Raw genomic sequence first — 25,978 nt, 5'->3', positions numbered from 1 at the left:
GGGAGGGGTCAGGCCGGGGGGCGGCGCTGTACACCGCCCGGTGGCGGCCCCGAGCTCTCCCGCACCACCAGCTCCGGTTCGGACACCGGATGCGGGGCGACCTGCACGGCCTCCTCCAGCACCCCGTGCAGCAGGGCGAACGCGGCCCTTCCCAGACCGGTGAAATCAAGGCGTACGGTCGTCAGCGACGGCGTCAGATAGGCGGAGTGCGGGGCGTCGTCGAACCCGGCCACGCTGACCTCGCCGGGCACCGAACGGCCGGACTCGTGCAGGGCGCGCAGCACACCGAGCGCGAGGTCGTCGTTGCCGCACAGGATCGCGGTGACGGCAGGGTCCTTCGCCAGCCGGAGGCCCGCCGCATGGCCGCCCGCCGGTCCCCAACTGCTCTGCACGGGACGGGGTTCGGGTGCCCCCGCCTCGCGCAGTGCCTGCCGCCAGCCGGCGGTGCGGGCGCTGGTGCGGCGGGTGCTGGAGGGGATGGCGACGTAGTGCACGGTCTCGTGGCCGAGCGCGAGCAGATGGCGGGTCGCCTGGTAGGCGGCCTCGCGGTCGTCGGCCCACACCCAGGGGCGGTCGCCGCCGGGCGGGCTCGCCGGGGTCTCGACCACGCCGACGACCGGGAGTTCGGCGGGGACCGCGCCGAGCGCGGCCACCCCGGCCGGGTCGTACGCGATCACGATCAGTCCGCCGCCCGCGTCCGCCGCCCGTTGCACCTCCGCGGCGACCGCGGTCTCGTCGGCCGACTCCAGTACGCCGATGCCGACCGCGTAGGACGCCGCGCGTGCCGCCTCCTCGACGCCCCGGAGGATGGAGGCGTAGCCGTAGTGGGTGGTGTTCGCGGTGAGCACGGTCACGGCCCTCGTGCGGCCGCTGGCGAGCGCGAGCGCGGTGGCGTTGCGCCGGAAGCCCAGTTCGTCGATGGCGGCGAGCACACGGTCGCGCGTCGTGGGCTTGACGCTGGGGTGCCCGTTGATCACCCGGGAGACGGTCTGGTACGAGACGCCGGCTGCGGTCGCGACGTCCCTGATGCTCGCGGGGCGCCTTGTGTGACCGGTCACATTCATGCCAGGATTGTGACCGGTCACATGGGGGGCGTCAAGAGACCGTAACGAGGGATTCACGCGACGGATGGGCGGCCTCCTGCGGGAGGCCCAGGAGGGGGACCACCTTGACCAGTACGTCGGCTTTCAACGGCAAGCTCAGTTGGGGGCATGCGGGCCTGGAGACCGAATTCGCCCTCGCCCCCGACGGAACGCCGCGCCTGGTCCACCTCGCCCGCCCTGGTGACCCCGACCGGGCCCCCGTCGACGCTGCCCTGCCGCTGGTCGAACTGACCGCGCTCGGGCACGGCAGCGGCTGGTCCGGCCCGCGCTTCACCGGCACCGCCCTCGGCACCCGGCTGAAGTACCGCGACCACCGCAGCGGCAGGCGCGGCGACTGGAGATGGCTGCATCTCGAACTCCATGACCCCGCCACCGGGTTGACCGCGTTCGTCGAGCTGACGTCCCCGGCCGGACTGCCGGTGCTCCGCTCCCGTGTCCGGCTGCGGAACGACGGAGCCGAGCCTCTCGTAGTCCAGTCCGTCAGCAGTCTGCTGGTCGCCGGGCTGCCGTCGCCCGACGCCCTCGATGTGCGGCGGGCCCGCAACGACTGGCTCGCGGAGTGCCGTTGGTACACCGAGCCGCTGCACTACACCGTCGCCGACATCGATGACGACGCCCATCAGCACGACAGCCGGGCCGCACTGACCCTCGCCGGGCGCGGCAGCTGGCCCACCGACGGACATCTGCCGATGGGGGCGCTGACCGAGCGGGACAGTGGCCGGACCTGGCTGTGGCAGATCGAGTCCCCGGCCGGCTGGCGCTGGGACCTCGGCCGGCGCACGCGCGGCACGTATCTCGCGCTGAACGGCCCCACCGACGCGGAGCACCAGTGGCGGGTCCGGCTCGACGCCGGTGAGGAATTCACCACCGTGACGGGTGTGTTGGCCCTCGGTTCCGGGTTCGACGCGGCCATGGGCGCCCTGACCTCGTACCGTCGCGCCGTGCGCCGCCCGCACCCCGACCACAGCACACTGCCGGTCGTCTTCAACGACTACATGAACACGCTCATGGGCGACCCGACGACGGAGAAGCTGCTGCCCCTGATCGACGCCGCCGCGGATGCGGGCGCCGAGTACTTCTGCATCGACGCCGGCTGGTACGACGACTCCGCCGACGGCGGCTGGTGGGACGGCGTCGGCGAGTGGCTGCCCTCGACACGCCGGTTCCCCGACGGAGGGCTGAGCGCCGTACTGGACCGCATCCGGGAGCACGGCATGGTGCCCGGGCTGTGGCTGGAGCCGGAGGTCATCGGCGCCCGCAGCCCCATCGCCGCCGCGCTCCCGCCGGACGCCTTCTTCCAGCGCGACGGCATACGCCTCTCCGAGCAGGGCCGCCACCAGCTCGACCTGCGCCACCCGGCCGCCCGCGCGCACCTCGACAAGACGGTGGACCGGATCGTCGGCGAATGGGGGGTGGGCTATCTCAAGCTCGACTACAACATCGTGATCGACCCGGGCACCGTCGCCTCCGGTGACCTCGCCCCGGGCGCCGGGCTGCTCGGCCACGCCCAGGCCTACCTCGACTGGCTCTCCGAGGTACTGGACCGGCATCCGCACCTGGTGATCGAGAACTGCGCCTCGGGCGGCATGCGCATGGACGGCGCCACCCTCGCCGTCACCCAGCTCCAGTCCACCAGCGACCAACAGGCCCCGCTGAGCTACCCACCGATCGCCGCCGCCGCACCGACCGCCGTACCGCCCGAACAGGGCGCCGTCTGGGCCTACCCGCAGCCCGGCCACGACGACGACCTGATCGCCTTCACCCTCGGCGGCGCACTGCTCGGCCGGATCCATCTGTCCGGCCACCTGGACCGGATGACGCGGCCTCAACTCGCCCTCGTACGCGCAGCGCTCACCACGTACAAGTCCATCCGCCGGGACCTGGCGCGGGCGCTGCCGTTCTGGCCGCTGGGCCTGCCCGGCTGGACGGACGAATGGCTCGCCCTGGGGATGCGGTCACCCGACGACCGTACGACGTACGTCTCGCTCTGGCGCCGGGGCGGAGCCCCCGAGCTGGAGCTGACACTGGACCACTTGGCCGGCCGGGACGCGCGCGTGGAGATCCTCCATCCGTCCTCGGCGCCGGCCGGTTCGGCGGTGCGGGACGACGGCGGACGACTGCGGGTGACGCTGCCGCGCACGCCGGGAGTCCTGCTGCTCCGGCTGTCGAGCACATGACCCGCAAGGCAACAGAGCGATAACACAAGGCAACGGAAAGGCTCTCTGCGCGGTCTAGTCCGCCATGAAGATCTCTTTCCTGCTGCACAACGCCTATGGGATCGGAGGCACGATCACCACCACGTTCAACCTGGCCCAGGCACTCGCCGAGCGACACGAGGTGGAGATCGTCTCCGCCCTGCGGCACCGGGAACACCCGAACTTCACCCTGGACCCGAGAGTGGCCCTGACGCCGCTGGTGGATCTGCGGCACGAGAAGGAACATCCGCTGCATCTCAGACCGGCGCGGGTGTTCCCCGCCGCCGAATACCGACACCGCCAGTACAGCGAGTTGACCGACCAGCGGATCGGCGAGGCCCTGGCGACGACCGACGCCGACGTGGTGATCGGCACGCGCCCGGGACTCAACGTGCACCTCGCCCTCCAGGCGCCGGACCACGTGGTCCGCATCGGGCAGGAGCACCTCACCCTCGACAACCACTCGCCCCGGCTGCGCACCGCACTGCGCCGCGCCTACCGCCGGCTCGACGCGCTCACCACCGTCACCGAGGCCGACGCCGCCTCCTACCGGCGCAAGATGCGGCTGCCCGGCGTCCGGGTGGAGGCACTCCCGAACAGCGTCCCCGATCCGGCGCTGCCCCCGGCGGACGGCACCGCGAAGATCGTGGTCGCCGCCGGCCGGCTGGTCCCCGTCAAGCGCTACGACCTCCTCATCGAGGCCTTCGCCCCCGTCGCCGCCGCCCACCCGGACTGGCAGCTGCGCATCTACGGCAAGGGCGAGGAACAGGACCGGCTGCGCCAGCTCATCCAGCGCCTCGGCCTGTGCGACAACGCCTTCCTGATGGGCGCCGCGTCCCCCATGGAGGCGGAATGGGTCAAGGGCTCGATCGGCGCGACCGCGGCCAACTTCGAGCCGTTCGGCATGACCATCGTCGAGGCGATGCGCTGCGGACTGCCCGTCGTGAGCACCGACTGCCCGTACGGCCCCGGCGAGATCATCAAGGACGGCATCGACGGCCGGCTGGTCCCGGTCGGGGACCGCGAGGCGATGAGCGCCGCCCTGCTGGAACTCGTCCGCGACGACGAGCGACGCCGGCGGATGGGCCGTACGGCACTGGAGAACGCACGACGGTTCGGGCCGGTCCCGGTCGTCGAACAGGCCGAGCGGCTGATCGAGGAAGTGACGGCGGGGCGATCGGCCGCACGGGAACGCGGAAGCATACAACACGCCCTGGTCAGCCAGGGCTTCGCCGCGCGTGACGCCGCGTACGTCGCGGCATCGGGGGCGCTGCGGGTGGTACGGAGGGGACGCCGATGAACACGAATTCCGGTACGGCACACGCGGGTGGCCCTCGCGTCGACTGCACGGCCGACACGGACGGCCGGATCGCCTTCGCTCTTGAGGCGCCGTCCATCGACGCTCGCCTGCTGCTGAGGCTTCGCCCCAAGAAGGGGCAGCCGGAGAAGGTCCTCCACACACTCGATCTGGAACTTGCCGAGGACGGCCGCCATCGTGCCGTCCTGGAACCGCTGCCGCTGCCGCTGCTCGCCGAGGGCCGCTGGGACATGTACCTCGTCCCCGAACCCGGCGCGCCGCGACAGCGCCTGCGCCCCGGGCTCCGCGACCTGCGGACTCTCGTCTCCGGGCACCGCCATGACCGGCCTTCACCGGTCGCCGTGCGGATCCCGTACGTCACCAAGGACGGCCATCTCGCGGTGCGGGCCTGGCTGCGCACCGCCCACGCGGAGGTCGAGGGCATCGACGTCACCGACCGCACGATGACGGTCAGGGCACGGCTGCACGGCGCCACGCTCGCCGAAGGGGCCGCCGTACGACTGCGGTTGCGCGGCGGAGGTGGCGTGGTGCGCAGGCTTGAGCCGCTCGTGACGGGCGATGACGGGCGGGGGTTCTCGTTCACCGTGGAGTACGGGGAGCTGGCCGCCGAGGACGCCGGGAATCGGGTCTGGGACCTGTCCGTTCAGGCCGGATCGGGGGAGGGAGCGGCGCCGATCCGGATCGGCCGCCTCCTGGACGACATCGCGGACCGGAAGGAGATCTTCGTCTTCCCGGAGGCCGTGGTCGGGAATGCGGTGGTGCGCCCGTACTACACCGTCGACAACGACCTCTCCGTGCTTGCGGACAGAACCTGACCGCAAGTCCTCCTACGGTCGTTCCATGACTCAGACACAGCATGCGCAGAAGATCCTTGTCACCGGAGCGACCGGAACCGTCGGCCGCCAGGTCGTCGCCGAACTCCTCGCCCGCGGCCACGCGGTGCGCGCGCTCACCCGTGATCCGGCGAAGGCCGACCTCCCGGCCGGCGTCGAGGTGGTCCAGGGCGACCTGACCGAACCCGACAGCCTCGTCCCGGCCCTGGAGGGCGTCACCGGCGTCCACCTGATCACCTTCGGCGGGGCCTACTTCGCCCCGCTGGAGACCGGCCCGCGCATCCTGGAACTGGCCCGCGCGGCCGGCGTGCGGCGGGTCACCGTGCTGCACGGCGGTGAGGCGACCCCGCTGGAGGAGGCGGTGCGGGCGGACGACGGGGTGGAGTGGACCGTGCTGATGCCGGTCGAGTTCATGGGCAACGCCCTGGAGTGGGCGGACGGCATCGTGGCCTCGGGCGAGGTGCGCGAGCCGTTCGTCTCCCGGCTGAGCGCCATGGTCCATGAGGGCGACATCGGCGCGGTCGCCGCGGTCGCGCTCACGGAGGAGGGGCACGGGGGACAGGAGTATGTGATCACCGGGCCCGAACTGCTCACCGTCGGCGACAAGGTGTCCGCCATCGCCGCTGCCCGTGGTCAGGCGATCGCCCTGGTCGAGCTGACCGAGGAGCAGGCCGTCGCGCAGTGGCGGGCGGCGGGGCACCCCGAGCCCGTGATCGGGTTCCTGCTGGAGGCGTACGGCAACACCCCGGAGGTCGGACGTACGGTCGTCGACACCGTGGAGAAGGTCACCGGCCGGCCCGCGCGCACCTTCGGGCAGTGGACCGGGGAGAACGCGGAGGCGTTCAAGGCGGGGTGATCGCTTCGCGGAGGCGTGGTCGCTCCGCGGGCGCGGGTGGTCGCCTCGCGGATGCGGGTGATCGTCCCGCGCGGGTGATGGCCTCGCGGGCGTGCCCTACTTCCCCGCTGCCATGCGGGCCGCCATGTCGTGGACGACCTGTGCGTGCAGCTCGAACATCGCCACCAGGTCGACGCTGTCGCCCTTGATCTCGCGGTGCACGAACAGGCCGTCCGCGCCGGCGACGGCGTAGGTGGTGAGGGTGTCCACAGCGGCTTCGTCCAGGCCGGGGAAGAGGGCGGCGGCGACCTCGGCGATCTTCCGGTGCGTGATGTCGCGGACCTGGAGGAAGACCGTGCGGCCCCGGGGTTCGGCGGGTCGTCGCTCCAGGGCGAGCATGAGGCCCAGGCGCAGGAAGTCGGGGGCGTCGACGAGCGACTTCGCCACGTTCGCGGCCATGGCGGTGACCCGCTCCAGTGACGTACCGCCCTCGTCGCCGGGCAGCTCGACGGCCGACAGCCAGGCCTCGAAGCTGCGCTCGATGACCGCGGCGATCAGGTCGTCCTTGTCCTTGAAGTGCCAGTAGATGGAGCTGGCGGGCAGCCCGCACTTGGCGCTGACGGCCGCGATGGAGGTGCCGTCGTAGCCGCGCTCACCGGCGATCTCCACGGTGGCGTCGAGGATCCGCTGACGGGACTCCACCCCGTTGGCGCGCTTCCTGCGCGTCGGCTGCGGGCTGCTCATGGGGTGCCTCGCCTCTCCGGTCGTGCACGATCACGTTCAGAAGCACCCACTCTAATTGGAGCATCCCCTACAGCAGGCAGGGGTGCGCATCCTTGCCTGTGCTGGCGCTGTTCAGCCGACCAACTCGTCGACGACGTCCAGGTCCGGCAGGTCGAGGGAGCAGATCCGCTCGGCCTCGTCGGCGGGGATGCCGAACTGCCGCAGCAGACTGCGGGTCACCAGGTCCGCCGATCTGGCGTCGTCCCGGTCGGGCTGGGCGTGCAGCAGCGAGCCCAGCGCCAGCACGGCCGCCGCCGTCATCGCGAGGGCGAGATCGAGGTCCTCCACCTCGAACCGCCCCGCGTCCATCGCGGCCCGGATGTCGTGGAACGCCCGGGGCGCCAGGCCACGCTCGGAACGGGCCAGCTCAAGGCCCTGGTTCAGCAGGACGCGGCTCAACTCCGGGTGGCGGCGGTGCAGTCGGCCGGTCATCCGGAAACTCTGCGCGTAGGCGACCGCCGGGTCCTCGATGTCGGCGGTGAGACGGTCCATCAGCGCGCCCCACCACTCCAGCGCCTCCTCGGTCGCGACGTGGAAGAGCTCCTCCTTGCTGTCGAAGTGGTTGTAGAAGGACCCGACGCCGATGTCGGCGAGCTCGGTGATCTCCAGGATGGGGACGTCGCTGCGCCCTTCCGCCAGCAGACGCTGGGCCGCCTCCACCAGCGCACTGCGCGTCCGCGCCCTGCGCCGGTCCACTCGCCCGGGTGCCGCCCGCTCCGCCATCGCGCCGTCCTCCGTCTCGCCCGCACCTGCTTCACCCCGCACTTTATCCGCCCTCCCCTCAGTCCTGAAGATTTCTTCAATTCTCTTGACTGACGTTCGGTTCGAGACTGAAGATATATTCAGGAGGTGGTGGCCGTGGGTGGCACGCACAATGACCTGCACTCCGAGCAGGGCGCACTCCCCGGAGAGCATCCGGGCCGGGCGGCGAACCCGGTGATCAAGGTCCGCGACATCGCATGGCTGGAGTTCGCCAAGCCCGACCTGGACCGGGCCGAGGCTTTCGCCCGGGCATTCGGCTTCGTCACGTCGTACCGGGACGGCAGTGAGCTGCACCTGCGGGGGACTCAGGCGGGCGGGCCGTGCGTGATCATCCGCAAGGGCCGGAAATCCCGCTTCCTGGGCCCTGCCTTCCGTGCGGCAGACACCCGTGACCTGCTGAGACTGGCCGACGCCGGCGGCACCCGGGTGCGTCCGCTGCCGCAGCACCTGGGCGGGTCCGCCGTGGAGCTGCTCGACCCGGGCGGACTGCGGATCCGCGTCGTGGCCGGCACCGACGATCTGCCCGCGCTGGCCGGGCAGCGGTCACAGGCGTTCAACTTCGGCGACGGACTGGACCGGGCCAACGCCACCCAGCGACCCCCACGGGAACCGGCGGGCGTGCGGCGCCTGGGCCACGTCGTCCTCCAGACGACGACCTATCTGCGCACGCTGAACTGGTACCTGGAACACCTGGGCCTGATCGTCAGCGACTTCCTGTACTACGAGGGTCAGCGCGAGCGCGGCCCCACCATGAGCTTCATCCGCTGCGACCGCGGCCCCGACCTGACCGACCACCACACCCTGGCCCTCACCCTCGGCCCCTCCAACCGGTATGTGCACTCGGCCTACGAGGTCACCGACCTCGACGCACTGGCCGCGGGCGGCCAGCACCTGCTGGCGGAGGGCTACCGCCGCTCCTGGGGTATCGGCCGGCACATCCAGGGCAGCCAGATCTTCGACTACTGGCGCGACCCCGACGGCTTCCTCGTCGAGCACTTCACCGACAGCGACATGTTCGACTCCGCCCTGGAACCCGGCTGGGCGCCCATGACGGCCTCCGGTCTGGCCCAGTGGGGCCCGCCTGCCACCAAGGACTTCCTGGGCATCGCCCCTGGGCGCGAGTCGCTGGCCGAACTGCGCTCGATCATCACCGCCCTGGGATCCGACGACAACGAGTTCGACCTCGAACGCCTGCGCGGCCTGCTGAAAGTGGCAACCTCATGACCCTCTCCGTCCTCCGTACCCCCGACGCCTGGTGGGTCGCGCTCGACCAGCAACACGCGGTACCGATCGAGACCTCCGCGACGACCACCGCCGAACTCCTCGACGACGTCGTCACGGCCCATATGGCGCTGGCCGAGGCCCGCGCCGGCACTCTCACGGCCGAGCCCCGCCGGATCGCCGACCTCCCCCTCGTCTCCCCGGTCACCGCACCGTGCCGGGTGGTCGCCCAGATGACCAACTACGTCTCCCATGTACGGGACTCGGGCATGAACCCCGACACCGTCCCGCTGACCTTCTTCCGCAAGACGTCCGGCTCGATCAGCGGCCCGTACGACGAGATCGTGAAACCCGCCCATGTCCGCTTCCTGGACCACGAGATCGAACTGGGCCTGGTGATCGGACGCCCCCTTGAAGTCGGCACGCCGGTGACCGACTGGAAGGACCACATCGCCGGTCTCGTCATCACCAACGACGTCTCCGCACGCGACGTACAGCTCCCCAAGACCCAGTTCTACGAGGCCAAGTCCTACCCGACCTTCACCCCGGTCGGCCCCGCCCTGGTCCTGCTCGACGCCGACGAACTCGACCATCTGCGCCAACTCGGGCTCGTCCTCAAGGTCAACGGCGAGATCCGGCAGAAGAGCGACCTCACCGACATGATCTACGACCCGCTCCAGGCCCTGAAGGAACTCTCCCGCTTCCAGGCCCTCGCACCGGGCGACCTCCTCCTCACCGGCACACCCGGCGGCACGGCCCTCAAGGCACCGCCCAAGCCGGTGGAGCTCATCGGGGCGCTCCTGCCGCCCGCGATGAAGTGGAAGGCGTTCTTCAACTCCCAGGCGAAGAACGACAAGTACCTGCGCGACGGCGACGTCCTCGAACTGTCCATCCGCACCCCCGACGGCTCCATCGACCTCGGAACGCAGCGGACCACGGTGAGGTTCGCATGACCGGCATCAATTGGCCCCGCTATGACCACCCCGACGACCTGGCCGCCATCGAGGCCACCCCTCTCGACGCACGCGGCCTGCCCGGCACTTCGTACGACGTGCTGCGCCGGGCGGCCGAGCAGTGGCCCGAGCGGACCGCGCTCACGGTTCTCCCGGATGCCGCGTCCTGGCGCACCCCCGGCAACCGCACCTACGCGACCCTCCTCACAGATGTGCACCGGGCCGCCAACGCCCTGCACCGCCTCGGCGTCCGCCGCCATGACGCCGTCGCGCTGCTCTCCCCGAACTGCGACGAACTCGTCACCGCGCTCCTCGCCTCCCAACTCGCCGGCATCGTCACACCCATCAACCCCGCGCTCGGCCTGGACCACATCGCCGAGCTGATCCGCCGGTCCGGCGCCCGCGTGCTGATCGCCGCCTCCCCGGAGCTGGACCCCGAGGCGTTCGCCAAGGGAGCCGAACTGGCCCGGCAGGGCCTGGTGGACCATGTGCTGCACCTACGGCCCACCGCGCCGACGCCCGCCTCGGACGACCCGACCGTGGCCCCTCTCGCCGACGCGGCGGCCGACTGCCCGCACGAGAGGTTCCTCGGCGAACCGCCCAAGAGCGGCGACCTCGCGGCGTTCTTCCACACGGGCGGCACCACCGGTGCCCCGAAACTCGCCGCCCACACGCACTCCAACGAGGTCACCGACGCCTGGATGATCGCGGCCAACTCCATGCTGGACGAGGACTCCGTCGTTTTCGCCGGCCTGCCTCTGTTCCATGTCAACGCGCTCGTCGTCACCCTGCTCGCACCGCTGCTGCGCGGACAGCGCGTCGTCTGGGCGGGGCCTCTGGGATACCGCGACATAGCCTTGTACGCGGAGTTCTGGCGCATCGTCGAGCACTATCGCATCGCCACGATGAGCGCGGTGCCGACGGTGTACGGCGTCCTGGCCGGCTGCCCGGTCGACGGGGCGGACATCGGCTCCATGCGCTGCGCGATGGTCGGCGCCTCCGCGCTGCCCGACGGTGTGCGCACCGGCTTCGAGACGGCGACGGGGATACCGCTCCTGGAGGGATACGGCCTGACCGAGGCGACCTGCGCCAGCGTGCGCGGCTTCCTGGAAGTGCGCAGGCCCGGCTCGGTAGGACGGAGGCTGCCCTACCAGAGCATCCGGATCGGGCACGGCCTGCCCCCTGGTGAGATCGGGACCGTCTTCATCAACGGTCCTACGATCTTCCCCGGCTATGTCGAGGGCCGTGACGCGGACGGCTTCCGGATCAGCAGCCAGGGCAAGGTGACCGACGGCTGGCTGGACACCGGCGACCTCGGATACCTCGACGAGGACGGCTTCCTCCACCTCACCGGACGCGCGAAGGATCTGATCATCCGCGGCGGTCACAACATAGACCCCCGGGTGATCGAGGACGCCCTGCTCGCGCACCCCGCCGTCACCGGGGCCCAGGCGGTCGGCCAGCCGGACCGGCGGGCGGGCGAGGTGCCGGTGGCGTATGTGACGCTCTCCGACGCCACCGTCGACGAGGGCGACCTGAGCGCCTGGGCCGCCGAGCACATCGGTGAGGCCGCCGCCGCGCCCAAGGCGGTCCGCGTCCTCGACGCACTGCCCGTCACCGCGGTCGGCAAGCCCTACAAGCTCGCCCTGCGCGCCGACGCCGCCCGCCGTGTGCTCGGCGAGGCGCTCGGCGACATAGCCGAGGTGGCCGGGGTCGTGGCCGAGGCCGACTCCGGGTCGGTGACGGTGACCGTGACCATGCGCGCCTCCGCATCACCCGACACCACGGCCGAAGTACGGCGCCGGGTCGGCGACTTCGCCCTGACCTGCCGGATCGTCGAAGCGTGGAGCGGGGGTGAGTGAAGCGTGCGCCGCCTTTTCCGGGCGGCGACCCGCTGACGGCACGGTCGGTACATGGCGCGAATCGATGCCGTGAAATGGCCAAATCGCGGCCGGAAGTCGTCTAGACCTCCCTGGAGTCTTGAATCGGCCGGTCCGGGTCTGCTTGTGTGACGGACCGATGCCGCCGTCCGGCGGCCAATGGGGGGAATGGTTTCTGTGCGGGGCCGGCAACGGGGGCAGGAACGCGCCGTGCGACAGCGGGGGGCGCCGAGGCGACGGGCGCTGCCGTCCGCTGGGACTCCGGCCCGCGACTGAGCGGGCGAGGGAGCGCATTCCGGCCGCACATCACTCACACCCTTCATGCAGACCAGGGGAAGGTGCATGAGGTACTTCCGTCTGCTCGTCCTGGGCAACGGCATCTCGGCGTACGGCAGTTACCTGAACATGGTGGCGCTGAACGTCTTCGTCTACGACGCCACGGGAAGCGCGCTGGCCGCCGGGCTCTTCATGGCCGTACGGCTCGCGACGAACGTCGTCTCGGGCTGGGTCAGCGGACGTCTCGTCTCGGCCTACGACCGCAAGCGCCTGATGGTGGGCGCCGATCTGTGCCAGGCCGTGGCGCTGCTGGCACTGCTGCTCGCCCCCGACGGCATGCGTGTGGGGCTGCTCTACGCCCTCGCCGTGGTCACCGGCGGCTGCTCGACCCTGTCCCAGGTGGCGCTGCGCAGCAGCATCCCGGAGATCGTCGGGGCGGAGCACCGGGTGCGGGCCAACGGGCTGCTGGTGACGGGGCGTTCGCTGGCGATGATCGCCGGGTTCGCGTCGTCGGGCGTGGTGGTGGCGGAGTTCGGGTACTCGGCCGCGTTCGCGTTGGACGCAGGGACCTTCGTGGTCTCCGCGACGATGCTGTTCCTGCTGCCGGTGCGCACCAAGGCCGCCACAGCCGGGGGTGGTTCGGCCGAGGCGTCCGGGGCCGCCCGCTGGACGGCGCGGATGCTCCTCGGCACGGCGCCGGTACTGATGGCGATGGTCGCGATCCGCGCCGTGGACGGGCTGGGCTCCTCGTCCCACAACGTCGCCCTGCCCCTCTACTCCAGCAGCCTCGACCCCGACCATCCGGCCACTTTCATCAGTCAGTTCTGGGCCACATGGGCCATCGGGAACATCGTCGCCCAGCAGGTCATCGGCAGGGTCACCAAGAAGAGCGGGCGGACACCGGGGGAGCGGGCCTTCGCGCTCGGGGCCTGTGTGATGTCCGCCGGGTTCATCGTGGTGTTCTGCGGGCTGCCCACCGTGCCCGCCGTCATCGCCGCGCTCATCGCGGGAGCCGCCGACGGATTCACCGAGATCGTCTATGTGTCGCGGCTCCAGACCGCCCCGGACGACCAGCGCGGCCGCCTCTTCGGGCTCTCCGCCTCGGCCGAGAACAGCGGCTTCGGCCTCGGCATGCTCGTGAGCGGCGCCCTCCTGGAGAAGTTCAGCCCGTTGCAGGTGGTGGCCGCCTTCCACGGCCTCGCCATCGGTCTGTGCGCGGCCCTTCTGCTGGTGCTCCTCAGACGGGGCCGCACGCGCGGACCCGAGGCCTCGGACACGGTCGGCCGTGACACATCGACGGTCACGGAGGGACGCGGCTGATGGCCACGAGCGACCCCGATCCACGGATGGCCGTCATCGGCATGGCCTTCCGGCTGCCCGGCGCCGACACACCCGAGGACCTCTGGCGCATCGTCCACGACGGCACGGACACCATCACCCGCTTCACACCGGACGAGTTGGCCGCGGCCGGGGTCCCCGAAGCCGACTACACGGCCCCGGACTTCGTCGGTGCCTCCGGAGTGCTGGACGACATCGCCGGCTTCGACGCCCAGCACTTCGGTATGAGCGCCCGCGAGGCCCGGATCACCGACCCCCAGCACCGTATGTTCCTGGAGTGCGCCCAGCATGCCCTGGAGAACGCCGGCTACCCGGACGAACGCGACGGCACCCGCGTCGGCGTCTACGCCAGCACCGGCTACCACCTGTACACACTGCAGAACTACCTCCTCAACAACGTCCTGCCGACCGAGCCCGCCACCGACTGGACGGCGGGCATCCAGCTCACGGTCGGCAACTACGCCGACTTCACCGCCACCCGCGTCGCCTACCGCCTCGGCCTGACCGGCCCCGCCGTCAACATCCAGACAGGCTGCTCCAGTTCGCTGGTCGCCGTGCAGACCGCCGCGCAGTCCCTGCTCCTCGGCGACTGCGACATCGCCCTCGTCGGCGCCACCGCGGTCCATGTCCCGCAGATCCTGGGCCACCGGTACGTCAAGGGCTCCATCCTCTCCAGGTCGGGCCGCCTGCGGGCCTTCGACGCGGGCGCCGACGGCACCGTCGGAGGGACGGGCGTGCTGGCCGTCGTACTGAAGCGGCTGGAGCGGGCCGTCGCCGACGGCGACACCATCCACGGCGTCATACGCGGTTGGGGCATCGGCAACGACGGAGCCGACAAGAAGGCCTTCGCCGCCCCCAGCGCACACGGCCAGCACACCGCCATCCGGCAGGCCCTCCGGCGGGCCGGCGTCGGCGCCGACACCATCGGCTACCTGGAGACCCACGGCACCGGCACCCTCAAGGGCGACCCCATCGAGTTCGACGGCGCCACCCGCGCCTACCGCGAGGACACCGCCCGCACCGGCTACTGCGCCCTCGGCTCCACCAAAGCCAACATCGGCCATCTCGACGCGGCCTCGGGACTGGCCGGACTCGTCAAGACCCTGCTCGTGCTGCGACACGGCGTCATCCCGCCGATGGCGAACTTCCGCGAGCCCAACCCCGCCCTCGACCTCGACCACAGCCCCTTCTACATCCCCCGCACCGCCCGGCCCTGGCCCGACAGCGACCGGCCCCGCCGCGCGGGCCTCACCTCACTCGGCGTCGGCGGCACCAACGTCCACCTCATCCTGGAACAGGCCCCCGAACCCACGCCCCGCACCGACGCCGCCACCCCCGCGGACGTGCTGCTGGTCTCCGCGACCAGCGAAGACGCCCTCACCGCCAACGCCCGCGCCCTGCGCGACCGGTTACGCCGGCCGCCCGCACCGCACCCGGCCGACCTCGTCACCACGGCCGCCCTCGGCCGCACCCACGGCCGCCACCGGCTCGCGGTCCGCGGCACCACCCCGGCCGCCCTCGCCGACGCCCTCGACGCCTGGCTCGCCGGAACCGCCGGAGCGGGCGCGACCACGGGAACGGCACCGACGGAGGGGCACGCGCGTGTGGCGTTCCAGTTCACCGGGCAGGGCAGCCAGTACCCGGACATGGCCGCCGCCCTGCACGAACGCTTTCCCCTCGCCCGCGAGATCCTCGACACCTGCGAGCACCACCACCGCGACCTCACCGGGAACCCGCTGTTCACCGGCGAGGACACCGACACCGCGCAACCCGCGCTCTTCGCCCTCCAGTGCGCCCTCGTCCGGCTGTGGCGCGAGACCGGCATCGAACCGCACGCCGTCACCGGACACAGCGTCGGCGAGTACGCCGCCCTGTACGCGGCCGGGGCCCTCTCCCTGGACGACGGTCTGCGCCTCACCACCGAACGCGGCCGACTGATGCAGCAGCGCTGCGCGCCCGGCGCCATGCTGGCCGCGCCGCTCGACCGCGAGTCCGCCCTCGCCCTCGCCGCTGAAGTGCCCGGCCTGGAACCCGCCGTCACCAACGGCGACCGGGCCCAGGTGCTCGCCGGGCCGGTCGAGGCCGTGGATCGAGCCTGCTCGCTCCTGGAGGACCGAGGCACACCGGGGCAGCGGCTGCCGGTGACCCGCGCCTTCCACACCGCCCTGATGGAACCCATGCTGGAGGAGTTCCGGAAGGTCCTCATGGACGTGGGCTTCGGGCCGGTGCGCGTGCCGTTCGTCAGCGCCCTGGACGGCCTGCCCCGCCCGCCCGGCTGGACCCCCGACACCGACTATTTCCTACGGCACACCCGCGAGCCCGTCCGATTCGACCGGGCGATCGGCGCCATCGGGGCACAACAGCCCGACGTACTGCTGGAGATCGGGCCACACACCACCCTCAGCGGACTGGCCCGCAGGGCCCTGCCCGCCGTCACGGCACTGCCCTCCCTGCGCCGCGGCACCGGACTCGGCGCGCTCTGGGACGCCGCCGCGGGGCTGCACTGCGCCGGGGCGGACGTCGACTGGCGGGTGCTCCTGGACGGCAGCGGGGGCAGACGCGTCCCCCTGCCCGGATACCGGTTCCAGCACAAGGACCACTGGACGGGGCCGCGGTTGACGGTTCCGCGCACGAGAACAGCAGCGAGAGAGGGAGCCGAAGTGGTTCAGCAAGACGCAGCGGTCGCGCGCGTACTCCACAGCATCGTCGAGGCGACCGGCCGGCACCTCGGCGAGGACCCGTCGGCGATCACCCCGGACGCGTCCTTCTTCGACCTCGGCGCCGACTCGCTGCAGATGATCAGCGTGCTGCGGGAACTGGAGCAGGAGCATCGGGTCAAGGTGACGATGCGGCAGCTGTTCGAGGAGACGGGCACGCCGCGGCGGCTGGCGGAGTTCATCGCGGCGCGCTTGCCGGAGGCGCCCCAGCAGGTCGCGGTACCCGAGCCGGAGCTGGAGCCTGATCCCGAGTCCGTCCCCACTCCCATGCCCGTCCAGGCCGCCCAGCCCACCGGCACCCCCGAATACGCCACTCGCGAGGAACTGGAGGACCTCGCCCACAAGATCCACCAGATGTCCCAGATACAGCTCCAGATGATGTCCCAGCTCTCCCAGCTCCTCGCCCTCCAGACCGCCTCCGTCGCCGACCGGGTCAACGGCAAGGTGGCCAAGTGACCGGCCTGAACGGCATATCCGCCGCACTCGACCGGGACCTCGCGGCGATGACCGAGCTCTCGCAGCGCATCGCCGAGCAGATGGGCACCCCCGGCCTTCCGGAGCCGCCGCGTGCGCACGGTCCCCGGGTGACGGTGGGGCGCGCCTCCGGGATGGTGCAGGGCGCCTCCCCGCAGGGGCAGCAGGCGCATCTGGCCGACCTGGTGCGCCGCTACACCGCCAAGACCCCCACCTCGAAGCGCATCGCCCAGCGCTACCGCCGGGTCCTGGCCGACAGTCGTGCCGTCGTCGGCTTCCGCAGCGGCACGAAGGAGATGCTGTACCCCCTCGCCGGCCGCCGGGCGGGCGGGGCACGGCTTCAGGACGTGGACGGCAACGAGTACGTCGACATCACGATGGGCTTCGGCGTCCTCCTCTTCGGACATGAACCGGACTTCGTGACCGAGGCCGTCCGCGAGCACCTGTCCCGCGGCATCCAGCTCGGCCCGCGCGCCATCGAGACCGGCGAGGCAGCGGAACTCCTCACCGAACTGACCGGCCTGGAGCGGGTCGCCTTCGCCAACTCCGGCACGGAGGCCAACTCGGCGGCCATCCGCCTCGCCCGCGCCGCCACCGGCCGCGACAAGATCGTCACCTTCCTGGGCGCCTACCACGGCCACGCCGACAACGTCCTCGGCCGCCCCTCCGGCACCGGCTCCGACCAGACCACCGTGCCCGTCTCCCGGGGCATCCCCCAGGCCGCCGTCTCCGATCTGCTGGTCCTCGACTACGGCAGCGACACCGCCCTGGAGGCCATCGAACGGCACGCCGCCGACATCGCCGCGGTCGTCGTGGAGCCGGTGCAGAGCAGACATCCCGCGCTGCAGCCCGTCGAGTTCGTACGCAGATTGCGGGAGTTGACCCGCCGCCACGGCATCGTCCTGCTCTTCGACGAGATGCTCACCGGCTTCCGCCCGGCCTTGCGCGGAGCCCAGGAGCTGTACGGCGTCACCCCGGACCTCGCCACCTACGGCAAGCTGCTCGGCGGCGGCTTCCCCATCGGGGCCATAGCGGGCCGCGCCGACATCCTGGACGGCGTCGACGGCGGCCACTGGTCATACGGCGACGACAGCTACCCGCCCGCCGACACCACCTTCTTCGGCGGTACGTACATCCAGCACCCGGTGTCGATGGTCGCCGCGCGCGCCGTACTGACCCACCTCAAGGAGCACAGCCCGCACCTCCAGGAGCGGCTCAACGCGCGCACCGACGAACTGGCCGCCACCCTCAACGGCTTCTTCGAGACCGAGGAATACCCGCTGCGGATCAGCCACTTCGGCTCCCAGTTCCGCTTCGAGCACCGCGCCGACATGGAACTCCTCTACCACCACCTGATGCTGCGCGGCGTACACGTCTGGGAGTGGCGCAACTTCTTCCTGTCCACCGCCCACTCGGACGGCGACATCGAGTTCGTGGCGGACGCCGTACGGGATTCGCTGCGCGAGTTGCGGGCGGCCGGCTTCTTCCCCGGCGGGCGGGTCACGGCACCGAAGGCAGAGGCCCCGAAGGCCGAGGCGCCGAAGACTCCTCCGCCGCTCCCCGCCCCCACCCCGGTCGCCTCCATGGCCTGGAACGCGACAGCCGTCACCGCATCCCGCCCGGCCGAACCCGCCCGCCGCACCGCCGACTTCAGCGTCTACTTCTTCGGCGACTATCCGCAGGACGCAGCCACGCCGCCCGGGAACGGCCAGTACGAACTCCTCATGGAGGTCGCCCGGTTCGCCGACCGGCATGGATTCCATGCGCTGTGGATGCCCGAGCGGCACTTCCACTCCTTCGGCGGTCTCTTCCCCAACCCGGCCGTCCTCGCCGCCGCCCTGTCCCGTGAGACCGAGCGGATCGGCCTCAACGCGGGCTCCGTGGTGCTGCCCCTCCACGACCCGCTCCGGGTCGCCGAGGAGTGGTCGATGGTCGACAACCTCTCCGGCGGACGCGTCGGCATCGGTGTCGCGAGCGGCTGGAGCGCCAAGGACTTCGTGTTCTTCCCGGAGCGTTTCGGGCGGCACAAGGAGCTGATGTACGAACAGCTCGAAGACGTACGGAAGTTCTGGCGCGGCGACGCCCTGCGCCGGACCGGCGGGGGCGGCGACACCGAGGTACGGCTCTTCCCGAGGCCCGTGCAGGACGCCCCGCCCCTGTACACCGCGGTGGTCGGGAACCCCGCCTCCTACGAACTCGCCGCCCGCCACGACCTGGGCATCGTCACCAACCTGATGACCCAGAGCGTCGAACAGCTCCGCGAGAACATCGCCCTGTACCGGCGCACCCGGGCCCTGCACGGCCTGGATCCGGACGCCGGGCGCGTGGCCGTCCTGCTGCACACCTACCTCGCGGACGACCACGACACCGCGAGGACGGAGGCGTACGAGCCGCTGTCCCGGTACATGCGCGCCTCGCTGTCCGTCTTCAGCGGTGTCACCAACAGCCTCGGCCACAGCATCGACCTGGCCGAACTGAGCGAGGACGACCTGGACGCGGTGTTCCGCCGCGCCTACGGCCGGTACTGCGACCAGCGCGCCCTGATCGGCACCGTGGACAGCGTCCGTCCGGTGGTGGACGCGGTGACCTCGGCGGGCGCCGACGAGATCGTCGCCCTCGTCGACTTCGGCGTATCGGAGGAGGCACTGCGTGCAGGGCTGCCGCATCTGGACGCGCTGCGCCGCCGGCCCTCGCGCACTCAAATCGCCCCTTCCGACGCGCCGTTGTCGCCCGGCCAGGAACGGATCTGGTTCCTGGAACGCCTGCTGCCGGGCCGCACCGCCTACAACGAGGTCAAGGCGATCCGCCTCGACGGACCCCTCGATGTCCCGGCCCTGCACACGGCAGTGCGCGGTCTCGTCGCCCGGCACCCGGGTCTGCGCACCGTGTTCCGGGAGGTCGGGGGCGAGGCGCGTCAGGTGGTGCGGCCCTCCGCCGAGCCGGACTTCGAGGTCGTGGACGGCACCCCGCTCCAGGACGTCCTGTCGGCCGAGAGCGCACGCCGCTTCGACCTGGCCGACGGCCCGCTGTTCGTCACCCGGCTGGTCAGGCTCGGCCCGGCGGAGCACGTACTCGTACTGTCCCTGCACCACATCGTGGTCGACGCGGCCTCCGCCACCGTCCTCGCCCGCGACCTCTCGGCCCTCTACCGAGCCGCACGCGACGGCACGTCCCCCGACCTCCCCGCGCTCACCTGGACCTACGCCGACCACGCCAGGGAACAGCGGCAGTCCGCGCACAGCCCCGAGGCCGACGAGGACCTGGCCCACTGGCGCCGTACCCTCGGCGGCGAGCTGCCCGTCCTCGCCCTGCCCACCGACCGGCCGCGCCCCGCCACGATGACCTCCAACGGCCGGGCCGTCTTCCACACCCTGGACCCGGAACTCTCACGGCGGCTGCGCGAGTTCAGCCGTGCCCACCGCGGCACCCTGTTCATGACGCTGCTCGCCGGGTACGCGGCGATGCTGCACCGGGTGACCGGACAGCAGGACATCGTCGTCGGCACCCCCATCTCGGACCGGCCGGAGCGGGCCGAGGACGTGCTCGGGTTCTTCGTGAACACCCTCGCGCTGCGCCTCGACCTGTCCGGCGACCCCGAGTTCACGACCCTGCTGGACCGGGTGCGCACGGTCGCCCTCGACGCGTACGACCACGCGCGCGTGCCCTTCGAGCGGGTGGTGCGCGAACTCGCCCCGCCCAGGGCCGTCGACCGCACACCGGTGTTCCAGGCGTTCGCGGAGTTCCAGCGGGCCGAGCCGTTCCGCTTCGAGCTGCCCGGTGTCGAGGCCACACCGCTGGACGCCGGGCCGGACAAGGCCCTCACGGACCTGACCGTCTACTTCACCGATCAGCCCCAGGGCATCCGCTGCCATCTGGAGTACAACACCGACCTGTTCGACCCGCACACCGTCGACCGCTTCTTCGCCACCTTCCGTGACCTGCTCACCGCTGCGGTCGACACCCCCGGGACGCCACTGTCCCGGCTCGCCCCGGCCGCCGCAGACGACGGCGATCCCGTGCCGCTCACCTGGCGGCACGGCCCGTCCCGCCCCCTCACCGACACCGGCGTCCATGAACTCGTCGCCCGGCAGGCGGCAGCGCGCCCGGACAGTACGGCGGTGATCTGCGGGGACGCACGACTGACGTACCGTCAACTCGATGACAAAGCAGAACGGTTGGCCGCCGTCTTGCGCGAACGGCAACCCGCGACAGGCCGCGAGATCGCCCTGTGGCTGCCGCGCTCCGCCGACCTCGTCGTCGCCATGCTCGCCGTGCTCAAGGCCGGCTGCGCCTACGTACCGCTCGACCCGTCCCTCGGCCGGGCACGCGCCGAGCAGATCATCGCCGAGTGCGGGGCCCGGATCGTGGTGGCGGCACCGGACGCGGCGGGCGCCCTGGAGCTGCCCGCCGGCGTGACCGTCGTAGCGCCCGACGCGACCGCGCAGCATGCGCCCCGCGACGCCGAGTCACCCACCGACGAGCCGGCACCATGCTGCGTCCTCTACACCTCCGGCAGCACCGGCACACCCAAGGGCGTCGTCCTCACCCATGGCGGCGTCGCCGACCTGTGCGCCTGGCACCACCGGCGCTTCGCCTTCACCCCGGCCGACCGTGCCGCCGCCGTCTGCAGTCAGAGTTTCGACGCGTCGATCCTGGAGATCTGGCCGGCGCTGACCGCGGGAGCGTCGGTCACCATCGCCGACGAGGAGGTGCGCAGGGACCCGCTCGCGCTGGCCCGGTGGTACGCCGACCAGGGCGTCACCTTCTCCTTCCTGCCCACCGCACTGGGCGAGCAGCTGCTGCGGCTGCCCGCCCGGGACCAACCGCCGCTGCGGCACCTGCTGCTCGGCGGCGACGCGCTCCGCACCCGCCCGCGCCCCGAGGCGCCGTACGAGACGGTGAACGTGTACGGGCCGACCGAGATCACCGTGCTGTGCACCACGGAGACCGTCGCCCCGCCGGGTCAGGACCCCGCCGGGCCGATCGCGATCGGACGCCCGGTCGACAACGTACGGCTGAGTGTGCTCGACGCGTCGGGCAGACCCGTCGCCATCGGTGAGGTGGGGGAGTTGTACGTCGGCGGCCCCGGCGTGGCTCTCGGCTATCTGCATCGCCCCGAACTGACGGCGGAGCGGTTCCTGGGGGAGCCGGACGGCCGGCGGTACCGCACCGGCGATCTCGTGCGCTGGAGCGGTGACGGGAAGCTGGAGTTCTGCGGCCGGGTCGACGATCAGGTGAAGATCCGGGGTTTCCGGGTCGAGCCGGAGGAGGTCTCGCGCTCGCTCAACGACCTCGACAGTGTGCGCGAGGCCGCCGTACTGGCGCGCCGCAACAACCGCGACGAGGCCTATCTCGCGGCGTACGTCGTCCCCGTCTCCGTGGCCGCTGACGACCGGCAGGCCCTCGCCGACCTGCTGGCCGATGAGTTGGCGGCCCGGCTGCCCGACTACCTCGTGCCGCGCGCCTGGCGCATCCTGCCCGCGCTGCCCCTGACGGGCAACGGCAAGCTGGACCGCGCCGCGCTGCCGGCACCCGACCTCGTCACCTCGGCACCGAGCCGCAGACCGGGCGGAGGCGAGGAGCAGTCGGTCGGCGGGCGGGTGAGGGAGCTTTGGGCGGAGGAGTTCGGGATCGACGCGGACACCCTCGCGGACGACGTCTCCTTCTTCGACCTGGGCGGCCACTCGATCACCGCGATGCGGCTGGTCAACCGTGTTCGCGAGGAGTTCGGCACCGAGTACCCGATGCTGGACTTCTACCAGGACCCGACCCCGCGTGCCATGGCGGCCCAACTGGCGGGAACCGCGCCGGAGATGACGGCGACCGAGGTCGAGCGCCGGGCGCCCGCCACCGCCCAGCAGTCCCGCTTCGCCACCGTCCACGCCGACCACCACCTCCCGCAGGTCTTCAACGTCGCCCTGCGCCTCACCCTCTCCGGCGACCTGGACGTGACGGCACTGCGCGGCGCCCTGAACCGGCTCGTCGAGCGGCACGAGGGTCTGCGGACCCGACTCGCCCGCGCCGGGGACGGCTGGGAGCAGCAGGTGCTGCGGGCCCGCCCGGTGGACATGCCCGTCGATGACCTCACCGACCGGTCCGTGGCGGAGCGGCGGGCCGCCGTGGAACGCGCCAGCGCCGAGGCCGCCGAGACACCGCTGGACCCCACCGGCGGCACCCCGCTGGCCCTGCGCCTGCTGCGCACCGGCGACAGCGCCTGGGTCCTGCTGCTCGTCCTGCACCACTCGGCCTGCGACGGCTGGTCGGTCAGCCTGCTGCTGAAGGAACTGGCCGCGCTCTACGACTCCGCCGTGCGGGGCACGCCCGACATGCTGCCGCCCGTGCCCTGCCAGCCCGTTGCCTACGCCCAGTGGCAGCGCGAGCAGGCCGACGAGGCCGCCGACGGGCGCAAACTGGAGTTCTGGCTGCGCGAACTCGACGGAGTGCCGTTCACCGTCGACCTGCCGCTGGACCGGCCCCGGCCCAAGAGCGCGAGCGGACGCGGCGGCGCCGTGATGTTCACCGTGCCCGCCGAAGTGCGGTCCGGCGTCGAGCGCCTCGCACGACAGCGCGGGACGACCCCCTTCGTCGTCACGGCCGCCGCACTGGGCCGGCTGCTCGCGCGGAAGTCGGCCCAGCCCGACGTCGTGTTCAACGTCTCCTACGCCAACCGCGAGCGCCGCGCGTTCGAGTCCTTGCTGGCCTGCACGATCACCGGCTTCGCGCTGCCGGTGCGGGACGGCGCGGCGGACTCCTTCGCCGCCCTGACGGACCAGGTCGCCCGCACATCGGTGGAGTGCATGGACCGGGCCCTGCCGGTGCGCCGGATCGCCCCGGCCATGCGGGAGCGCAAGGGCGTCGACGTACCGGACCGGCTGGACGTCGGCTTCGCCTACCAGAGTTCGCTGGAGGCGGAGATCGAACTGCCCGGCCTGACCACGGCGGTCGAGGACCTCGCCCCCGCCGCATCTCGTACCGAGCTGACCATCGGGCTCGTCCCGGCAGGGGACGAGCTCAAGGGCTTCGTCGAGTACTCGTCCGACCTGTGGGACCGGGCCACCATCGAGGGCTGGGCTCGCGACTACGTGGCCCTGCTCAGGGAGGAGGTGGACCGGACCCTGGCGCACTGAGCGTCGGCCTCACGCGGCGCTGCTGCTCCTCGGCATCCAGTGCCGGCACGTCACGTCGTGCTCGCTGCCGAGGCTGGTCCACCAGCGCTCGCAGCACGCCGAGTCGATCTCCGCCCGCACGATCGCGTCGGCGGCGTCACCGCCACCCCGCGAGGCCCGTGCGATCAGATCCAGCAGGATCCGCCGCTGCTCACCGATCACCGTCTCCCGCACGACGGCGATGACCGGCACCAGACTGGCGGCCGCGAACAGGAAGGCGGCCCACAGCGGGCCGAACCGGACCTCGAGGATCGCGGTCCAGGCGAGCCCCGCGCTCGTGGCGATGTAGAGGACACACAGCAGGCGGCTGGAGCAGTTCATGGGGTACACCGTCCTTGAGGCGGGTCGATTCCCTGTGTCCAACTGCTCACGGGCCTCGCGGATTCGGGTGAATTATCCCACCGTGACTGACCAGCCCCGGACCGCCGGGAATGACGAGCGCCGATCCGCCGTACGGGACTAAGGCGTGTCTGACAAACGATCACCTGGTTGCTTCGCGAAGCCAGAGAATCAGCGAGGCCAGAACGACTCCGGCCCGGTAACGGGCGGCAAGTTTGTCGAACCTGGTCGCGATCGCACGGAACTGCTTGAGGCGGGCGAAGCATCGTTCGACTACGCTGCGGGCGCGGTAGATCTCCTTGTCGAAGGCGGGTGGGCGGCCGCCGAGACTGCCGCGTCGCCGCCGATTGGCCACTTGGTCGCGGCGTTCGGGGATCGTGGCAGCGATGCCCCGGCGTCGCAGCAGGTGGCGGATCGCTCGGCTGGAATACGCTTTGTCACCCAGCACCCGCGCCGGTGTCGTGCGAGGCCGGCCCGCAACGATGCGCGGGATGCGGATGCTGTCGAGGACCTGGGCGAAGACGGTGGCGTCGTGGGCGTTGCCGGGCGTGAGCACGATGGACAGCGGGAGGCCGCGGCCATCGACGGCGAGGTGGACCTTGGTGGTCAGCCCGCCCCGGGACCGGCCGAGGGCCTGGCGCGCCTGTGAGCGGCCCGGGTCTTCCAGTTCGTCCCCGTCTGCGGCCCCTTTTTTCGGGCGCCAGCTGCGTGCTGATGGGCCCGGTTGATCGTGGAGTCGACGGCGACACTCCACTCCACTCCGCCCACCGCGTCGTCACGGACCTGGACGTGCTCCAACAGCCTTGCCCAGGTGCCGTCCGCCTCCCAGCGGGCGAACCGCTCATAGACGGTCTGCCACGGACCATACCTCTCGGGCAGGTCGCGCCAAGGGGCCCCGGTCCGCAGCCGCCACAGCACACCATTGACCACCTGCCGGTGATCACGCCACGGACGGCCACGCCCACCCGCCCGCGGCAACAAGGGCTCAATCCGCTCCCACACCATGTCCGCCATCTCACCTCGACCTGCCACAAGATCAATTATTCAGACCGGTTATAGAGTCCCGCCTGTGGCGAATCATCAGGACAGAACCATGGCGGCCTACGACGGAGTCGTCGAGCTGTACGCATCACTGTTCGCGAACAGACTGGAGACACAGCCGTTCGCCCGGGCCATGATCGGCACCTTCGCCGAACTGGTCCGCGCGACCGGCAACCTACGAACAGCGGACGTTGGGTGCGGGCCCGGACACCTGACGGCCATGCTGCACGAACTGGGCCTGGACGCCTTCGGACTTGACCTCTCCCCTGGCATGGTCGATCACGCCCGACGGGCCCATCCGATACTGCGCTTCCAGGAGGCGCGGATGGAGTCCCTGCCGATCGAGGACGGCGCACTCGGCGGCATACTGGCCCACTACTCGATGATCCACACCCCTCCGGCAGAACTGCCGGAACTGATCGCTGAGCAGGGACGCGTACTGGCGCCGGGTGGCCTGCTCCTGGTCTCCTTCTTCGGGACCGACGGACCGGAGCCAGTCCAGTTCGACCACAAAGTGGCGCCGGCCTACAGCTGGCCGGCGGACCGTCTCACCGAACTACTGGACGATGCCGGGCTTGTTCCCTTCGCCCGGCTGCTCCACGATCCGGCCTCTGAACGGGGCTTCCTCGACGCCCACCTGCTGGCCCGCCGCTCGTAGGTCCTGGCCGGCGATGTCCACCGGGTGGTTGACACACCCCCGGGCTGCCTGCCAGACGGGCGCTCGCTGACCCAACGAGAATTGTC

At 71.5% G+C, this 25,978-nt stretch carries 15 protein-coding genes and 1 pseudogene; 11 read left to right on the top strand and 5 right to left on the bottom strand.

The features are described 5' to 3' along the window. Positions 1–8: 8 nt before the first annotated feature. A complete protein-coding gene (locus IE325_RS13495) occupies positions 9–1,064 on the bottom strand; it encodes a LacI family DNA-binding transcriptional regulator (protein WP_229911805.1) in 1,056 nt (351 codons plus the stop codon). Between the two features lie 104 nt (positions 1,065–1,168). Between IE325_RS13495 and IE325_RS13490 the strand changes: the two genes are divergently transcribed. From IE325_RS13490 to IE325_RS13475, 4 genes are all read left to right on the top strand, one after another. Continuing rightward, positions 1,169–3,280: an alpha-galactosidase gene (locus tag IE325_RS13490; RefSeq protein WP_190070070.1), complete on the top strand. Its 2,112-nt coding sequence runs from the start codon at positions 1,169–1,171 to the stop codon at positions 3,278–3,280. Between the two features lie 64 nt (positions 3,281–3,344). Beyond that, on the top strand, positions 3,345–4,598 hold the full coding sequence (locus tag IE325_RS13485) for a glycosyltransferase family 4 protein (RefSeq protein ID WP_190070069.1): 1,254 nt from the start codon (positions 3,345–3,347) through the stop codon (positions 4,596–4,598). Beyond that, positions 4,595–5,431, top strand: a complete 837-nt coding sequence (locus tag IE325_RS13480; RefSeq protein WP_190070068.1) for a transferase — start codon at positions 4,595–4,597, stop codon at positions 5,429–5,431. The genes IE325_RS13485 and IE325_RS13480 overlap by 4 nt, the downstream gene beginning before the upstream one ends. Positions 5,432–5,456: 25 nt before the next feature. Further along, positions 5,457–6,305: an SDR family oxidoreductase gene (locus IE325_RS13475; protein WP_190070067.1), complete on the top strand. Its 849-nt coding sequence runs from the start codon at positions 5,457–5,459 to the stop codon at positions 6,303–6,305. A 96-nt stretch (positions 6,306–6,401) separates the two neighbouring features. Here the strand turns inward: IE325_RS13475 and IE325_RS13470 are convergent, their stop codons facing one another. Both IE325_RS13470 and IE325_RS13465 read right to left on the bottom strand, forming a co-directional pair. Next, on the bottom strand, positions 6,402–7,028 hold the full coding sequence (locus IE325_RS13470) for a TetR family transcriptional regulator (RefSeq protein ID WP_190070066.1): 627 nt from the start codon (positions 7,026–7,028) through the stop codon (positions 6,402–6,404). A gap of 111 nt (positions 7,029–7,139) precedes the next feature. Then, the gene (locus IE325_RS13465) at positions 7,140–7,832 is read right to left on the bottom strand and encodes a TetR/AcrR family transcriptional regulator (protein WP_229911804.1); all 693 of its coding nucleotides are present in this window, start codon (positions 7,830–7,832) and stop codon (positions 7,140–7,142) included. Positions 7,833–7,925: 93 nt separating this feature from the next. On the opposite strand from IE325_RS13465, the gene IE325_RS13460 reads away from it, so the two are divergent. From IE325_RS13460 to IE325_RS13435, 6 genes are all read left to right on the top strand, one after another. Then, positions 7,926–9,053, top strand: a complete 1,128-nt coding sequence (locus tag IE325_RS13460; RefSeq protein WP_190070065.1) for a VOC family protein — start codon at positions 7,926–7,928, stop codon at positions 9,051–9,053. Beyond that, on the top strand, positions 9,050–10,003 hold the full coding sequence (locus IE325_RS13455; protein WP_190070064.1) for a fumarylacetoacetate hydrolase family protein: 954 nt from the start codon (positions 9,050–9,052) through the stop codon (positions 10,001–10,003). Before IE325_RS13460 ends, IE325_RS13455 begins: the two co-directional genes overlap by 4 nt. Beyond that, positions 10,000–11,865: an acyl-CoA synthetase gene (locus IE325_RS13450; protein WP_190070063.1), complete on the top strand. Its 1,866-nt coding sequence runs from the start codon at positions 10,000–10,002 to the stop codon at positions 11,863–11,865. Before IE325_RS13455 ends, IE325_RS13450 begins: the two co-directional genes overlap by 4 nt. A gap of 360 nt (positions 11,866–12,225) precedes the next feature. Next, positions 12,226–13,479: an MFS transporter gene (locus IE325_RS13445; protein WP_190070062.1), complete on the top strand. Its 1,254-nt coding sequence runs from the start codon at positions 12,226–12,228 to the stop codon at positions 13,477–13,479. Further along, on the top strand, positions 13,479–16,670 hold the full coding sequence (locus IE325_RS13440) for a type I polyketide synthase (protein ID WP_190070061.1): 3,192 nt from the start codon (positions 13,479–13,481) through the stop codon (positions 16,668–16,670). The genes IE325_RS13445 and IE325_RS13440 overlap by 1 nt, the downstream gene beginning before the upstream one ends. Positions 16,671–16,717: 47 nt before the next feature. After that, on the top strand, positions 16,718–23,815 hold the full coding sequence (locus tag IE325_RS13435) for a non-ribosomal peptide synthetase (protein WP_190070343.1): 7,098 nt from the start codon (positions 16,718–16,720) through the stop codon (positions 23,813–23,815). A 9-nt stretch (positions 23,816–23,824) separates the two neighbouring features. Here the strand turns inward: IE325_RS13435 and IE325_RS13430 are convergent, their stop codons facing one another. Beyond that, a complete protein-coding gene (locus tag IE325_RS13430) occupies positions 23,825–24,175 on the bottom strand; it encodes a hypothetical protein (protein ID WP_190070060.1) in 351 nt (116 codons plus the stop codon). Positions 24,176–24,313: 138 nt separating this feature from the next. After that, positions 24,314–25,225: pseudogene (locus tag IE325_RS13425) on the bottom strand (IS5 family transposase). Positions 25,226–25,262: 37 nt separating this feature from the next. On the opposite strand from IE325_RS13425, the gene IE325_RS13420 reads away from it, so the two are divergent. Continuing rightward, the gene (locus tag IE325_RS13420; protein ID WP_190070058.1) at positions 25,263–25,892 is read left to right on the top strand and encodes a class I SAM-dependent methyltransferase; all 630 of its coding nucleotides are present in this window, start codon (positions 25,263–25,265) and stop codon (positions 25,890–25,892) included. The last annotated feature ends 86 nt before the right edge of the window (positions 25,893–25,978 follow it).

Source organism: Streptomyces lanatus (assembly GCF_014655715.1).
GTDB lineage: Bacteria > Actinomycetota > Actinomycetes > Streptomycetales > Streptomycetaceae > Streptomyces > Streptomyces lanatus.
Note: the sequence above shows the minus strand (reverse complement) of the source record. Positions and strands in the feature narration are given on the sequence as shown.